Consider the following 15,867-nt stretch of genomic DNA (forward strand, 5'->3'; position numbering starts at 1 on the left):
AGTGCCTTGGTGAATAACGTAGAGCAGCTGGACGACAGGTGAAAGGCGACAGAAGGAGTAGAGAGTCATCGGGAGGGGCGCCGTGGGGTGAGCCAATAGAACTGCTGTCGGCCATAGTGGAAACTTATCACCCCGCTCTGACTGCTGTGGGCCAAGAATACATAGCCCAGGATACCTTGATAAGGTAAAGCCAGGCCACTAACGGGGCGGGCAAACTTGACCAGCATCACAGGTAATTCACGCCAAGCCGTAGGGGGCAGACGCAACTCGGATAAGATGGCCTGCGGGGCTTGCTGGGCGCCGCTGCCCACTCCGGCGAAGGGCTGGGTACTGCCGAGCAGGCGCGGGCGCAGCTCCGGCGCGAGCTGTTGGACAAAGGCAGCGTCTAGGCTGTTGGACGTGGCCCCCGTGTCTAAGAGCAAGCGCACCGGCGTTTTGCCGATATAGCCCTGCGCGAGGGGTTTGCCCTGCAGCAGGGTGAAGTGAAGCGAGTCCGTGCGTGTGAAGGGTAGCCGTTTGGGCGTCTTGCCCGCGCGCAACGGGTAGCAGCTAACCTGCCGGTGGGCATAGTCAATAACTACTTCGTAATCGCGTAGCAATTCGGTGCCAATAAAGCCCAGCAGGCGCGGGCCCGCAAAGCGGCGCACCTCCATGAGGGACGTCGCCATCGCCTGCAGGCCCGTGTAGTGAGTGGCGCCGAACTGAAAGCTAGTTACGCGGAGTCGTTGCACCTCCAACGTACTACCGGCGCCTAGGCCACTGGCTACCGCCCCCTGCAGCTGGCTGGCAAAGGCTGCCCGCTCGACGACTAAGCCGTAGTTAGAGCCGGTGTCGAGAATGAAGTCTCCGTGCTGCCCGTTTAGCTCTAGATTGCGCAATACTACTAGCCCACCCATTAGGTCGAAGGGTAGGCTCACAAACGCTACGGGATGCGTCACCTGGGCGAGGGCCGAGCTGGCCACTAGCACGAAGGTGGAGAGTACTAGTAGAAAACGAAGGCGCATGCTCACAAAGAAAAGCCAGGCCAGCTAGTTGCCTAGCGCGACTTAGTTTATGCCAGCACTACCTGTGGTGGGCGGCTCCACATTGCTCTAGTGGCTATTGCCAATCGTAGCCCCGGTATTTGAAGTGCCGCTACTGCCACTCCCGCCGCCGTTCATGCTGGTACCGGTTTCCGTGGTCGAGTTAGGATTATTGGGACCACTTGCAGGCGTGCTTGTCGCACCTTCGCCGCCTGCATTAGCTGAGTCGGCCATGCCGCCAGTCTGGCTAGCAGTCGATTCACTGCCTGACGCAGTGCTCGGGCTGTTTTCGCTACCGCCGCAGCTGCTAAGTGAGAAGCCGCTCAGCAGAGAAGCCGCTAAGAATAAACGAGAAATGGAAAGCTGCATAAAAGCAAAAGGTTAAGGAGAAGGTACCAGTGTAGCGGACTATACGATAATTAACATTTTTTGCCTGTAAGCTCGAGGCTTTATCGTAACCTTTGCATGTATGAAACACTTGCTTACGCGTAGCTCCGTTCTATTAAGCTTCCTGCTACTGGCCACAGCCTACTAAGACTAACGAAGACTGCTTGACCTATTCCTTCTCAATGAAGCACGGTGCCTAGGGGTCGAATAAAGCCCCCTACCTACTGCCAAGCCTACTATCACAAACCCAACACAGAAGTATACTGTTAAAAGCCACCTACCGTCCAGCCTAAGTCCCACCTATGTCTCTTGCCGGCTTCTCGCCTTACTTTGAAAACGCAGCGGTTCGGCTTTCAGCTCACCCCAATGGCATCGCGTTGTTTCAATACCAACCGGGTAAGCGCAGCTTCACGGACCTGAAAGAAGTATTCGGGCAGTTAGGTAACCTATTACAGCAGCGGGGCTGGCGCACCATTCTCACTGACCAGCGAGAACTAGCGCCCTTTTCCGAGGAGTCCGCTTGGATTACAGGATTTTGGACTACCTACTTTGCGCAGCATGGAGGTAGCATAGTGGGCGCTGTAATCGCTTCACCCAACGTTTTTGCTCGCCTGGCCTCTAGTAGCCTGTGGCACAATAATCGGCAGCTTCCTATCTCTTATACAATTTTTGCAGAGGAGGAGCCAGCTGTATCCTGGTTACTAGCGCAGGTAGAATAAGTAGTAAACCTAGAAGCATTACAATTGTGTGCCCGATGTAAAACTAACCTGGTGGCTAGCCCTGCGTACGGTAAGCTATGGCAGACACTGACGCTACGATTTTACTGGTTGACGATGACGAGCCGACCCGCCTCACCATGCGACGGTGGCTTACGCAACTAAACGTACAGGTCCACATCCTAGAGGCAGAGGATGGGGAGCAAGCGCTAGCCTCCGTCAAAGCGCACTGCCAGGCTACCACTCACCCGCGCTCGCTGCTAGTGTTGCTGGACCTCAATATGCCCGTGATGGACGGGCTAACTTTTCTAGAGCATAAGGCCCATCTACCTCGTGCGTATCAAGAAGCGATGACGGTAGTTGTGATGTCGTCATCGCCGAGTGAGGCTGAACTAGAGAAGGCTCGCTCGCTCGCAACGGAGATAAAGCGGAAGCCACTAGACGTACATCAATTACTTAAGTTGATACGCGATTATTTGCCAGATGCGGCAGTAGCCTAGGCTGACCTGTTTTTTTATAAAAAGCCACCTGCGGGCGGCGGGTGTCTAGCACCCGGCCGCCCCTTCTTTTTGCCAGACCTTGCGTAAGCGAGCAGCGCTCGCGTCAGGATTGGCGACTAGGCAGGCGGTAGGGTCAACTTGATTACATCAAGTTCTTGTCAGTAAATCCTGACAATATCAATACCCTTTCGCTACCTTTGCGCGTAAATAAATAAAGAAATAAACAAGGGCCGCACCTCGCGGCACGACCCTTGCAACCTAGTGAACCCAGTGGGCGGCTGCCGTCACAGCCGTACCGCCCGCCAGAATTGCCCCAATAAGCCAGCGGGCTAGCTTATTAGACATTCGGAGCTTAAGCATAAACTCAAACTCCGACTTCGCGCTGTCCTCTTTCATCTTGATTGGAAGGAAAGGGTTGCTTCAAAACCCCCACTTCTCGAAGCCCGACTGTTACCAGCAGTTCGGGCTTCTCTTTTTTTCAAGAGCTTAGGGCTGGGGGACAAACCCCAACGCGAGTGCAGCAAAGATAACTAGCCAACAAGGTGGGCAGAGGGCAAATACGTATTTATACGGAATGCCAATTTTGCACAATGAGTGTGCACAAATAGGTAAGGACTTGATAATAAGGCATTCATATCCTTTTAAATCTGCGCCCGTTTGATTATCTGGCTTATCTGTCGTATATGTTTGTTCTGTCCTCACGTTTCATTTTACGGCCGCTGCCTAAGCCACAAAGCCTTGTTAAAGGTCGTGAGTAAGGTAAATTGCTGCCTCACTAAATCCCACTCAAATGCCAGACTCATCAAGACTCACCGGGGGTTATCGACGCCCAGAAGCTTTGCAGCTCAGTCCAGAGCAGAAGTTTATTGCCTCCCTTAAACGTCTAACCAAGTCTCAAGAAGGGCTGTCCGCAGCCCAGCAGACGCTCAAGCAAAAGCAGGGGGAAATGAAGAAAAATGACAACCCTCCGGCTGTTATTTCATTCAATACAGCTTTTGAGGGGCGACAACTTGAAGACGCAACTAAGCAGGCTGAGGAAGAGGTAAAATCTTACGAACAAGATATCGCACTTATAGCTCAAGAGCTAGAGCAGAACTTATCAAAGGTCGTGCTACAGCGTCTTAATAATTCGCACGGCTACGTAACGGCAAAGGAGGCTGATAATAGCTACTATGCCTTTCTTAAGGTGAATGGCAAGCATGTTGTTGTGAGTGCATACAATTTGCAGGCACTAGAGCTAGAGGTGCAGAAGGCTCAGCAGAATGACCAAAATATTATTGGTCGCCGAATGGGAAATGTGTTTAGCTAACCTTAAAAGCCCTGCCTCCCACTAGGAGCCGGGGCTTTTTCATATCTTGTCTCCATGAAAAAGCCCCTACTAATCACCGGGTTGCTACTTGTGGCGCTGCTACTGACGAACCCGCACCTAGCAGACCATAAAGAAGCACTGCTTGAAAAGGAGATGCAAGAACTGCCCGCCGCCGGATTAGGGCTAGATGCTGGCTCTCCACTAGTGGTGGCAAATGTGCGCAGCACCATTGAGCGTAGGGCCGGGCGTAAGGATTACTGGCTATTCTCCTTAACAACTCTCAACTATAGCGACGCGCTAATTGATAGCGAAGATGGATTGCTCAATAGGACAGTAGGTATCGGTATTCTTGGGCGTGTGTTTCTGTGGAGTAAGATGTAAGATGAACCCAGAACCTGCCTCCCCGTCAACCAAAACTGGTTAATACAAGCTTTTATGAGAACCTTTCTTAGGATACTATTAATTATCGCATTAATAGGAAATTGCGCTTGGTTTCTACATGAGCCAGGTTACGAGCAAGCCATTTCAATCATTAACGCTATTGCCGCATTAATCACACTAGTAGTAGACTCAAATACTAATACGGGTATTCCAAAATATGAGAAGATGTTTACGCAGAACAATAGTAGCAAAGCAACTGGTTACCAAGCGGAAAATATGACTTTCAATCACCATAACGCCAAGTCACAAGATAGTTAATATGCTCGGCGACAAGGAATTTACCCAAGAGAATAGTGGCCCAGGGCCTAGTTATCAGGCGGAGAGCATGACCTTCGGCTTATCCTATGCGGATACGAAGCAAATTGCGCTTGATTTATGGAAAGACAATGCTGTAAAATTATCTCAAGAAGCAGCCCAAACAGCACTAGCTAGAGTTAATGAATTTTTAGATTCTTATCTTTTTAAATTAAATGAAATAAATCCAGAATTATTCAATACTTTGAAAGAGCCATCAATTCAAATGGCGCTGTTTAATGCACAAAGAGATTATGCTAAAGCCAATGACAAGGATTTAGGCAATTTATTAGTTCAGTTGTTAATAGAAAGAGCAAGTAACCAAGAAAGGACACTACTTCAACTTACATTGGATGAAAGCTTACTTACTGCTCCAAAGCTCACTCAGAAGCACTTAGATATTTTGACCTTGATTATACTATTAAAGAGGTCGCCATTTGACACAAGTGAAGAAGGAACCTTAAATACTATTATAAACATAATAGGAACACTATCATCTAGGATATCATCAAATTCACAAGATGTCTGGCATTTAGTTTATTGCAATTGCTTAGTGCAGCATGTAGGCATCAATATTGCAATGCCAGAAGGACACGAAGCCATCTCTACCGTTCACAAGTTATGCCCACCTTATTTTACTCCCTTACCTAAAGTAGGTAGCGGCGAACTTACCGCAGCAATTAGTGCAAGCAGGGATTTTATTTTGACTAGATGGCCCTCGATGAAATACTTTTTCAATATTTTTTCTGATTATCGCTTTAATACTCTATATTTAACTAATGTCGGAACAGCATTAGGGGTATCAAATATGAATGCACTCCCTTCTATTTTTGGTAAGCACAAATTTGATTTGGGTAAATGGATTTATTGAAAAATGACTGAGTGCGGATAATCACCAAAAATTCTACCAGCCCGCTCGCGCCTACCCTAACTAGGCATTTCTCAAATCTCACCGGCTGCGCTCCATACATTGTGCAATATGCTTAGAAGGTAGCAACTACCTGCTAATCCCTCCAAAATCCAAACTCCCTGCATACCACTAAAAAAGCCCCCACGGCCATAACCGTAGGGGGTTTTACTTTACGCCACCCGCAATTCCTCCTCCCGGTAGCAGTCCCAGTACCCATCATCAAGCCGATACACTGGCACCCGCTGCACTAGGCCCGTAGCCGGGTGCCGCTCCTTGAGGTGCCCGCGCCACACCACGGGGCGGGATTGTTCTTGCGTGATAGGTAAGGCCAGACTACCCAGGGCAAAGGTAAAGCCGTCCGAAGCTTGCAGGGCAGGTGCCGTGGGCTCGTCGGCGGGCTTAGTAGCTGGCCCTTCACACGCCTGCTCATGCCAGCCTAACGGCTCGCCGCAGTGCTGACACACGTCAGGTACTTCATCGGTAAAGCCCAGCGCCGGCTCGGCCGGTAGGTCGGGATACTCTTCTTCGCCTGCGTCCCAGGCTTGCGTTTGCTCGGCATCGGTGCGCGAGTAGCGGAGTTTATGGGTTGCCATACTACTAAAATAAGTAGTAGGAGTGAGTTGTGACTAAATATGTTGGGTTGCGAGAGCTATAATGCGCCCTGCTTTTGGGCAAAGTACACTAAAAGTTTAGCTCATAGAAAAGCTCCCGGCCTCAGCTGGTTAGGGGCTTCTACTTGACCACACTTGGTAAGCATGTGGCACAGGATATACCTATTTATATAAGCTACTGAGTATCATCTGCCGGTTCCTTTTGGGCAATAGGGGCACTAGCTCCGCCACATAAGCAGGCAATGGGTACCCTGCTTCCAAGGCCGAGAGCGCCTTACGTTCTTGACGGCGGCTATAGCGAGCCTTTCCCATTACGCTGGCTGCCGCTGCGCTCCCACCGAGCACGACATCAATACCAGACGACCAACCTACTCCGTCGCGAACGACATAGGTAACGCCACTGCTGGCTACCAGCAGCCCGCTGAGCCCTCCTATAGTACTGTAAAGACGGCCTCGTTTGAACAGCTGATGGACGGCTTGCCGTACGCTATCCGGTAACGAGCTAGTGGTAGCGGCATCGAGAGAAGCAGATGGGGAGAATGCTTGCGCGGCGGTGCACTCGGCACATGTGAGTACCGTGAGCAAGGGGAAAGCTACGAGTTTCATGGGACAAGAAAAGGAAGGTGCGAACTCGGTACCTGCCTATCTATCCAAGCGTTACATGATGGCCAGCAAATAGATTAAGAATTTCGCTATACCGCCAAGCTGTAAAGCTTTTGTTGCATAACGACCATTTCATCTCATCACCTCTCAGGCCTAGGGGGCAGACGCCCTTCCATGTAAAAATCCATGTAGGTAAACCGCTGGCCCAACTCGCTATTCCAAATGGTAGCCAGCATGCCGCCCCAACTCCGCCAACTGCAGGTCATGAAATGTCCGTCACTCAAAACCGGTACGCCGTTAGGGCTGTACTGGTGCCAGTCCCCACCGGCCCACACTTCGTTGTCAACGATAGACTGTCGGATAGCCTCTAGGTGCGCGTGCCATTCTGCAGGATACTGCGCTAAGTAGGCAGACCAGTTTACGTCAATATTGTCAGTGTCCCCAAAGTCTTCTAAATTGAAGCCCGGTGTATCAGGGGTAATACTATCGTAGCTCTGCCAGGTAACGGTGAGAGAAGGCTTCATGCAACTTTGTTCATCAAGGCCATCCAGCAGTAGCAAGGTTTTCACGCTGCCAAGCTACGCCAAAAGGCCCCACCGTTACGGGCGGGGCCTAGGGCTTAAGCAACTTGTAAAGTCGGCTTTTTGAAGAGTAAAACAAGTGCTAGCATAATCAGTGCTTTCTCGATAAGCACGGGTACTAATTCCTCGGGACGAGTAGCTAGAAGTTGCATTAACGGATTGGTGAAGATGATGATTGCTGCCACCACATCAAAAAGAAAGCCGGCCAATAATACATACTTAGCCCACTGCTTACCTAGTCTGATTGCGTAATACAGCAGGCCACGCAGGAGATACACCGTCGTCAGCATGGTAACGGACCCTAGCGTATAAATGCGAGGCGGAGGGTGGGGCAGGTAAGACGGTATGAGCAAGGCACCAAATGAAAGCACTAGCGTAGCAAACAGCAGGTTTGAAGCGAGTACGTCGCGTCTACGGTGCGGAGCATTTTCCATTAGCACACTAGCATGGCGGCAAGTAAGAGTCTTTTCATAGGGCTGCGAAACTATAAACCTTGTTACACAGCGGCTGTGTATAAAATAATGGGACATGAAAAAGCCTAGCCAGCAGAAGTATTTGCTAGCTAGGCTGATCATCAGAAACTCGGAAAATTATTTTTTAGCAGTCGTACGCTGGTTCCATGTATTGGAAGACCAACGGGCCTGGCCCCGTTGGTAGATAACTAAGTTACCATCAGGCTGCATCATCATGTAGCTGCCTACCGGATTCCATGTGTTAGTGCTAAAGCGAGATACTGAATTATTGTCATACAAGACAAAGTTGCCATCGGCTTGCATTATTGCCTTTCTAATATTTTTGCCCCACGTCCCGGAATTCCAAATACCCCTGTTGCTTCCGTTATAGATGACTAAATTACCATCGGCTTGTAGTAGTAGCCTATAGCGGCCATTAGAAGAAACTAATGACTCATCGACGTTCAGTAGCTGCCCTTCATACAAACAATCCCTGGTACTCGAAAAGGGATAGGTTTGCCCTATAAATGTTTTGTCAGTACTAGATAAAACGGTATTACTAGGAGTGCTAAAGCCATTTGTAGTCAAGCTTGCCGGAAAAGAATACAGCATAATCGATGCTGGATCGAAACTAGTAAAGTTTGTGGTATTTGAACTAGCCAGGTTTAATACTTGGAGATCTACTTGTTGGGGAGACCAGCCTTGAGTACGGGCATAAAAATCATATACTACTGGTCTGTTCCATTGAATACCGCCCGTAGGGTTTTGATGTTCGTGCCCAAGACCTACCGCGTGACCAAATTCGTGTAAGGTCACACGTCTAATTTCCTCGTCTGAGGTAGAAGCATCAAACCACCCAAAGTTCATAGTAGGACTAGCCTGTGCTATTTGACGGCATCCCTTTCCTACGTATGACCACGAGCCCCCATCATTATTCCATTTGAATGCAATGCGAATGTCGGAGTCCTCCGAGGCAGTAACGTAGCTAAAATGTACGTTAGCATGCTGCATCCATTCATTGGCCACCGCCTTCACACGGTTTTGTAGGGTAGGGTCTCCATTCATGAATTTAACCCGAATATTCTCGCTCGCCATCCAAAAAGTTGATCGCTCCCCAAATGCAGTTGTTCTTTTAGATGAGTCACCTTCTACTTTGGCATAAAGAGCTGTGCATAAGTGTGGATCTGTGTTATTGCGAACACCCGGTTGAGGAGTATCCGAATCAGCTAGTTCCTTTTTAGAACACGAGGTAAGCGCCAAGCAGCCTGCTGACACAGTAAGGAATAAAAGTTGTTTCAACATGGCTTGAACTAGGTGAGTGTAGCTAATACAGGAGATGAGAAATGAATACTGCCTGAACAGAGAAAGCCTGCGCAAATGACTCTAGATCTAAGCAGATCCAAAAGGACAAACTGCTTAGTTTTTAGACAGTGTTTTTGATGTATTCGGACTACTCTCTTGATATCACCTTAAGTGCCTGCTTCAAACTTCATCATATACTCACATTTATAACAAGACAATAGCTATACATAATGCAAATCCAGCAATTTATCAGCTTCCTTTAATTTAAGCATTTTACGACATCGCCCCGAACTCTCTGGCCCTGCGGCTGGGGGTTCTTTTTCACACCGTCTTCTGCTGGCTAGATATCACGCATTGGAGCGAACGCACTAGCCGTCCGGCTTAGGCAATAAAAAGCCCTGGCTGGTGGGCCAGGGCTCCTGTTGGTAAAGCGCTGTAATTACAGAGAAAGCTCTTTTAAAATCTGTTAATTATTCGGGTAGATTAGTAAGCAGCGACCTGTGAAAGCGTCAGGTAATAGATAATAGTATCCCCTGTTGACCGCTCAGGGCGGGCATGATAAGTGCCGCTAAAGCGCACGCGTTTACCAAGGGGCGTTAGGTCATAGGGGAGAGAGTCACAGAGCAATCCTACATCAACACCACCAATCGTACCGGCTCGGGGGGCAAAGATGGCATAGTTACGGGTGGCGCGCTCAGCTCCCACGGTGCCGAGCACCCCCGTAACAGACTTGATGGCCGCCCCAGCGTCGGGGCAGTGAGAGACAGGCCCTTTAGGGTCGTCTTGGCAACGGGCAGCTGTGAGCCCTAGGACGCTGCTAAGTAGGCAGAGGCGTAGGAAGGAATACATGGCACTTGAGGAGTGAACGTTTGGCGGCATGACCGGTGTGCCAGGTAAAGGGTTGCATTGGGTGTCGAGCAAAGCACTACTTAGCATCACGTATAAATTCATCAAGCAGGTTGATAGCCGTGAAGCCCACACACAAAAGCCCCGGCTAATATGTCGGGGCTCTTGTGTTAAAAATTAGGCAATTAGCTGTGTTGGCGAGGCCTACTCAGCGCCTTCCCACCACACGCCCGAGTCGGTCAGTGTTTAGCGTCAGCACCCCAGCCAGGTTAGGCCCGCTGGCCGTGATTTCGACCTCGTGAGTAAAGACGCTCTGGCCAGTCGGGGTGGCTGCTGCAGGGGCTAGCGTCGGATTGTAGGGTCGCGTGGAAGAGGCCGCGGACGTATTGAGTCTTCCTCCACTGCTAGCCTGTGTTGAGCTGGTAGGCCGAGAAGAAGAAACCGAGGCCGACGCAAACGCGCCGCCAATAGTGAGGGCCGTACCTGCGGCTACCTCCGCCAGGCCCTGGCCAATGTTGCCAATGGCAATGTCTGCCAGACCTTTCAGAATAACTTGCTTCCCGAACTTCTTGAGGAACTCACCAAACACGCCCAGCAGCCCGTCGACCACGCTTTGCAGCACATCCGCCCCAGTGGCCAGCGCCGTGCCGATGCTATTGCCAATCGATTCGAGCGCATCAACGGGGAACTGGTTAATCAGCTCCGCCATGTTGGTGTTAAAATCCAGCTGCTGCTGCGTAATCTGGTCCTGACCCGCCTGCTGGGCAGCTAAGGCCTTGTCATACTGCTCGCCAATTGTTTCCGCATCAGGGCTGAAGATGCCGTTCAAGTCGGGCTGCAACGTCTGGGGCAGTGGCTCGAGCTCCGGTAGTTTTAGTTTAAACTCCGGGATTTGATTCATCTTTTCCGTGCCTTCCAGCACTCGCAGGGCCAGCGTGTCTACTTCCTGCGCCAAGCCGCGCAGCTCATTGCGAACGCCCTGCACGGTGCTCCCTAACGGCGAGAAGCCGACTGCCACTAGCGACTTCACCCCCGATTCCAGAATTTTACTGCGTTCGCCTAGGTAATCATAGTCGGTGCCCAGGGCCCGGCTTAAGTTGTCGTTCAGCTTCAACTCCTCCCGAAGCTTGGCCAGGGCGTCGCGCATCTTCTGGCCCGCCTCATCTACCCCTTTCACACTCGAAAGGCCGGTAAACTTCTCGCCCAGCTTGTCTACCTCCGTGCTCGATTGCTGCACCACCGGGGGGATGCCTTTGAGCTGGTCGATGAGTCCGCCCACACCGCGGCGGCTGGCGTAGAGGCTTTCAAGCTTGGCCTGCAAGTCGGTGACTTCTTTGGCCGTGAGCGAGTAGTACTGGCCGCCCTCATCATCGCCGCTGGCAATGAACTTGACGTGGTTGCCCTGCTCATCCACCTTATTGAGGGCGGCCAGGGTGTTAGCAATCTGCCCCTCCAGCTTGCGGTATTCTTCGCGTTGCTTGGTCAGGTCTACCCGGTTGGCCTGGGCCGCAATCTCCTGCTGGCGCTGAATGTAGGCGCGGGCTTTTTCGGTGTTGATGTCGAGCGCCTTACCGTAGGCGTCGAACTGCGTGACGGTGGTCGGAATCTCCGTCCCGACTTTCTGGATGATGCTGCGTAGCTCTTCCTGCTCGGCTGCGGTGAGGGTGCTCTTGGCCTTGAGCTCGTCGTAGCGAGCCAGTAGCGGGGTGTAAGTGCTTTGCAGCTGCTTCACCGCCGTTTGTTGGGCGGTGAAGCGCTGGCTTACTTCCTCTACGCTCTCGCTGGCTTCCGTGGTGTGGGCCACCACGGCGGCCGTAGCGACGCCTAGGGCGGCAAAAGCGGCTACTACAATGCCCACCGGTCCACTCAGCACGAGGAAGCCAGCTTCGAGCGCCGGCAGGGCCGCGCCTAGGGTGCCCACGGCGACGAGCACCGGGCCAGTGCCAGCCGCAATGCCAGCCAACGCCACTCCAAATTGCAGTATGGTCGGGTCGGCCTGGGCTAGCTCGCTTGCTAGCTCGGAGCCAGCCTGTGCTAAGTCGGTGGCGAAGTCGAGCACGCCATTATCGGCAATGGCTTGGCCCAGCCCCTCTACCGAACTTTTGAAGGCCTCGAAAGAGCCCACGAAACCCTGATTGAGAATCGCGCCCTGCGAGGCGGCATTGACCTTAGCAATGCTGGCCGCCATCTCATCGAATCCTGCCACCCCATCCTTGGCCAGCAGCAGGGCCGTGCGGATAGAATCAGCACCGAAAATCTTGGTACCGAGCGTATTTTTCTGCTGGTCAGATAGGCCCTTGAACGCCTGCTGGAGCTGGCCGGCAATCTCACGCAGCGGGCGCATCTTACCCTGCGCGTCAAAGAAGTTGAGCCCAAGCTGCTTGATGGCACCCTCGGCCTCCTTGCTCTGCGGCACGAGGCGCTGCAGAAATGTTTTGAAGCTGGTGCCCGCATCCGAGCCCGATGAAAAGCCCGACGAGGTGACGCCTAGCGCCGTGTTGAAGTCCTCGAAGTTGACGCCCAACTGCCCGGCCACAGCGCCCGCCTGACCGAGGGCTTGGCGGTAGTCGTCGATGGCGAACTTACTGGCAATGGTAGTGCCGGTGATGTTGCTTACCAGCCCGGCGGCCTGCTGCGCCGACTTGCCAAAGTTGTTCATCACGTCCGTCGTGATGTCGGCCGCCGTGGCGAGCTGGGCGCCGGTGGCCGTGGCCAGGGCGGTGGAGGCGTCGGCCGCGCCGCCCAGAATCTGAGTAGTACTGAGGCCGTTTTTAGCCAAGCTCTCCAGCGCCTCGGCCGCCTGCACCGAACTGAATTGCAACTTGGGGTCGAGCGCAATGCCCTGGGCCTTGGCCCGCAGGGATTCCAGCCCGGCACCGGTGGCCTGGGTGGCGGCCTCCACCCGGTTGAAGGCGGCCTGAAAATCGCCCCCCACTTTCAAAGCCCCCGCGCCGGCCAGTGCCAGCGGGGCGCTCAGGTATTTGGTTAGGCCTTCCCCAACGCTTTTCACCGCTTCGCCAGCCTGCACAAAGCCTTTCAGCTCCTTGCGAGCTTCAGCCATTGCGGCTTTATAGCCAGAAATTTCGCCGCCTAGAACGACGGAAACAGAGGCAAGAATATCGGTCATTGCAGAGAAAAGGATAAGACAAAGGCCAGGCCTCCAGCACATGCGCGGAGACCTGGCCCGGTAGGTTTATAGAATAGAGGCGTCGCGTGCGTCGAGGTCGGCCCAAAGGGCTGCGATTTCCTCAGCCGAGCTAGGCCTTGCGCTGGGCTCAAGCACATCACCCAGCAGGGGTAGCAGGGCCTCGGGGGTAACGGCAGGCGTCTTGGGGTCGCGGTGGATATTGACGAGTAGCGTCACCACCAAGCGTGTGCGGCGCCAGGCCTCGGCTTGTTTGCGGCGGTAACCGCGGCATTTGCAATCAAACTCGGTGAGGGTTAGATTCCAAAACTTCCACGGCATTAGTGCGAGCTCACCTAGGCCGAAGGCGAGGTGCTCATCCCACTCCTGGATGGCGCTTACTCGGCGCTCCGGGCTCTGTTCTTGGCCGCTACTGTCGCCGTCAGCGCAGCCATCAGAGGGTTTGGCGACACGATGGCCTCTGTAATAGCCTCAGCCAGAGCCTGCGCCTCATCTTCTGGCAACTGCTGAATCAGGTCGCCCGCATCGTCGAGCGAGAAGCCGTTGGGGAATACTTCTTTGGGCACAAACCGGCGCACTGCGCAGGTGATGATGGCAGTTAGAGCCTCGGCGTAGTTGTCGCTAAGCATGCGGCCGAGCTCGCTCGGGCCGCGGCCGGTGAGCTGCGAGAAGTCGCGCAGCACATTGAGGTTGAAGCGCAGGGGGTAGGCAACGCCCTGGATGGTAACGGCGGCCTCGCCAGGAGCGAGCGCGTGCGTGGGGGTGGTAGCAACGTCCATGTTGACAGAAAAGAGGGGAGAGGTAGGCGACACTTCCGAAAAAGCCTGTCAGCAAGGCCGTCAGGCTTTTCGAAAATGGATGAAACTAGGGTCACTTGCCCAAGTGCCCCAAAGCTCCGATTGGGGGCTGCCGGCTAGCAAGGTGGCATGGTGCAAACAGGGGGAAGCCAGGGCCTGCACTATATAGCTAGACCGAAGCCCTACCTCAAAACTTCATGCGTGCAAAATGGAGGAAAAGGGGATAGGACAGCCACCGACTGGGCCGCTCAGCAAAAAGCCAAACACTCCCACCCTAGGCTAGAGGGGGTAGGGGGTCAAAATCCTTCAGGCTATTCGCTTCTAGACCGAAGCCCTCCCCCACAAACACGTGCGTGCAAAATTGAACCCCAAAAGTTCTTTCAGGGTAGGGGGGTAGGTCGACCCCAAAAATGCGTTTTTGAGTATGTAGAGGCGTTTTTTATATAGTTTAAAAATTATATTAGCTCGCGGGTCGAAACGGCAATTAATTCGAAAAACTCCTGCGGGGCATGCGGGGCGACTACGGCCTAGAGGACGAGGGTACTGGGGATGCTGAACCTCTATCGCTCTTGGGCGGTCTGCCCCTCTTTTTAGGTGGTAGCACCGCCTGAAAAGGCCCCAGTAAGGGTTGGTAGGTATAGGGGTCCGGTGACGGTTTTAGGGCGGCGCGCTGTGCTTGACGCCGGGCCTGGCGGCGCTGCCTACCCGGCCGCAGGTTCTCGGGGTGCTCTCGATGCCAACGCTTGATGTCTTCCCGTCGGGTGCGATTGCGCACCTCTTCGCGTTCCCGAATAATCTGGCCCAGCTCGGGGTCACGGCGGCGAGCGCGACTCTCAGCGGCCCGGCAGTCCTTGCAGGTGCCGCGGTAGGTCTGCTCAGCCTTGCGAAAGGTAAAGCGCGTCAGCGGCTGCAAAATACCACATCTTTGACATGTTTTTTCGGGGGGCTGAACTATCATAATGCAAAATAATGAGGTCATAAAATAATTTTAATTGTATGTATCACGGTAAAATACAATACATAAAAAAAGAGTCTAATCTGACAGCGTGAAAAATTTACTCAGGGCTTCGGTCTAGGAGAGGGGAGGCCCAAGGATTTGCACCCCCTACCCCCCCTAGGCCTGCTGGCCGCGCTCGGAAGCACTCTTGCTTTGGTGACAGGGCCGGCACAGCGACTGGTGATTGGTCGGCGCCCAGAAGTCGCCGCCGAGGCGCACCGGCTTGATGTGGTCGGCTACCGTGGCGGCCGTGGCACGCCCTTGGCGCTCGCATTCCTCACAGCAGGGCTTGCGGGCTAACTGAGCAAGGCGGGCCTTCTGCCATCGAGCCGTGCTATACTCGGGCGAACGGGCGGCGTGCTGTACATATTCTCGTTTCTGAGGCGCTGGCTGCCAGGGCCTTCTAACTGGTTTCGGTAGACTGGGCATTGAATGATACAGGAAAGTAGTTGTCAGTGGGAGAAGGGCACCATAGGGTAGAAAAATGGGTAGGCTGGCTTCCCAGGCATAAGCCGTAGCGTTAGCCCCTCTGACGGGATAGGCAGTTGCGGTAAGTTGACTCGCTTAATCCTGGCTCGCTTGCCCGGGTACCAGTCGATGACATGCGGTGCTGTTGGTCGCAAGTCGAGGTGCCAGTACTGGCTATTGTAGCCCGGCGGGTGCAAGGTGATGGGCTGGCCGCCCCGTAGATTGAGTTCGATAATGAGGCGCTTGCCTAGGTAAACTCTACCCGTAGCGTGGACTATTAGCTTTGGTAGCGGGGGCGAGGGCGGAGGGTAGAGGTCGTAGTCGCCGAGGTCAGGCAACTGAGGCAATACCTCTAGCAGAAAAGCCATCAGGGGCGCGTGGGCTGCTAATCGAGGGGGCACTTGCCGGCCCAACAATAGCTTGTGCAGGCCTTCGACCTGAGGCTGTAGCACTTTGAGGCGCCCCAGCAGCTCAGGCAAATAGCCA

At 53.2% G+C, this 15,867-nt stretch carries 14 protein-coding genes; 6 read left to right on the forward strand and 8 right to left on the reverse strand.

Annotation, left to right across the window (positions count from 1 at the left end; translation table 11 throughout):
• Positions 1–65: 65 nt before the first annotated feature.
• Complete coding sequence (locus tag JAO77_RS00115) at positions 66–1,004, reverse strand: aspartyl protease family protein (RefSeq protein ID WP_198988244.1); 939 nt, start codon at positions 1,002–1,004, stop codon at positions 66–68.
• A gap of 707 nt (positions 1,005–1,711) precedes the next feature.
• Between JAO77_RS00115 and JAO77_RS00120 the strand changes: the two genes are divergently transcribed.
• The 6 genes from JAO77_RS00120 (at position 1,712) to JAO77_RS00145 (ending at position 5,540) form a co-directional block, all read left to right on the forward strand.
• On the forward strand, positions 1,712–2,128 hold the full coding sequence (locus JAO77_RS00120; RefSeq protein WP_198988245.1) for a hypothetical protein: 417 nt from the start codon (positions 1,712–1,714) through the stop codon (positions 2,126–2,128).
• A gap of 77 nt (positions 2,129–2,205) precedes the next feature.
• Positions 2,206–2,625 (forward strand): response regulator, encoded by a 420-nt coding sequence (locus JAO77_RS24450; protein WP_198988246.1) that lies wholly within the window; start codon positions 2,206–2,208, stop codon positions 2,623–2,625.
• A gap of 790 nt (positions 2,626–3,415) precedes the next feature.
• On the forward strand, positions 3,416–3,934 hold the full coding sequence (locus JAO77_RS00130) for a hypothetical protein (protein ID WP_198988247.1): 519 nt from the start codon (positions 3,416–3,418) through the stop codon (positions 3,932–3,934).
• Positions 3,935–3,988: 54 nt separating this feature from the next.
• Positions 3,989–4,315 (forward strand): hypothetical protein, encoded by a 327-nt coding sequence (locus tag JAO77_RS00135; protein WP_198988248.1) that lies wholly within the window; start codon positions 3,989–3,991, stop codon positions 4,313–4,315.
• 54 nt (positions 4,316–4,369) lie between these two features.
• Positions 4,370–4,633 carry a hypothetical protein gene (locus JAO77_RS00140; protein ID WP_198988249.1) on the forward strand — a complete coding sequence of 88 codons (264 nt, stop codon included), beginning with the start codon at positions 4,370–4,372 and terminating at the stop codon, positions 4,631–4,633.
• 1 nt (position 4,634) lies between these two features.
• On the forward strand, positions 4,635–5,540 hold the full coding sequence (locus JAO77_RS00145; protein ID WP_198988250.1) for an LPO_1073/Vpar_1526 family protein: 906 nt from the start codon (positions 4,635–4,637) through the stop codon (positions 5,538–5,540).
• A gap of 209 nt (positions 5,541–5,749) precedes the next feature.
• On the opposite strand, the gene JAO77_RS00150 is transcribed toward JAO77_RS00145, so the two are convergent.
• From JAO77_RS00150 to JAO77_RS00180, 7 genes are all read right to left on the reverse strand, one after another.
• Positions 5,750–6,172 (reverse strand): hypothetical protein, encoded by a 423-nt coding sequence (locus JAO77_RS00150; RefSeq protein WP_198988251.1) that lies wholly within the window; start codon positions 6,170–6,172, stop codon positions 5,750–5,752.
• A 1,240-nt stretch (positions 6,173–7,412) separates the two neighbouring features.
• Entirely contained in the window at positions 7,413–7,904 is a 492-nt protein-coding gene (locus JAO77_RS00155; protein WP_198988252.1) for a hypothetical protein, read from the reverse strand.
• A gap of 60 nt (positions 7,905–7,964) precedes the next feature.
• A complete protein-coding gene (locus JAO77_RS00160; RefSeq protein WP_198988253.1) occupies positions 7,965–9,128 on the reverse strand; it encodes a matrixin family metalloprotease in 1,164 nt (387 codons plus the stop codon).
• Positions 9,129–10,182: 1,054 nt separating this feature from the next.
• Complete coding sequence (locus JAO77_RS00165; RefSeq protein ID WP_198988254.1) at positions 10,183–13,035, reverse strand: phage tail tape measure protein; 2,853 nt, start codon at positions 13,033–13,035, stop codon at positions 10,183–10,185.
• Positions 13,036–13,167: 132 nt separating this feature from the next.
• Positions 13,168–13,491 (reverse strand): phage tail assembly chaperone, encoded by a 324-nt coding sequence (locus JAO77_RS00170; RefSeq protein ID WP_370549799.1) that lies wholly within the window; start codon positions 13,489–13,491, stop codon positions 13,168–13,170.
• Positions 13,492–13,496: 5 nt separating this feature from the next.
• Positions 13,497–13,898, reverse strand: a complete 402-nt coding sequence (locus JAO77_RS00175) for a hypothetical protein (RefSeq protein ID WP_198988255.1) — start codon at positions 13,896–13,898, stop codon at positions 13,497–13,499.
• Positions 13,899–15,030: 1,132 nt separating this feature from the next.
• The gene (locus JAO77_RS00180) at positions 15,031–15,342 is read right to left on the reverse strand and encodes an HNH endonuclease (protein ID WP_198988256.1); all 312 of its coding nucleotides are present in this window, start codon (positions 15,340–15,342) and stop codon (positions 15,031–15,033) included.
• Positions 15,343–15,867: the final 525 nt, after the last annotated feature.

Origin of the sequence: Hymenobacter sp. BT559 (assembly GCF_016427535.1) — a bacterium.
Taxonomy (GTDB): Bacteria; Bacteroidota; Bacteroidia; order Cytophagales; family Hymenobacteraceae; genus Hymenobacter.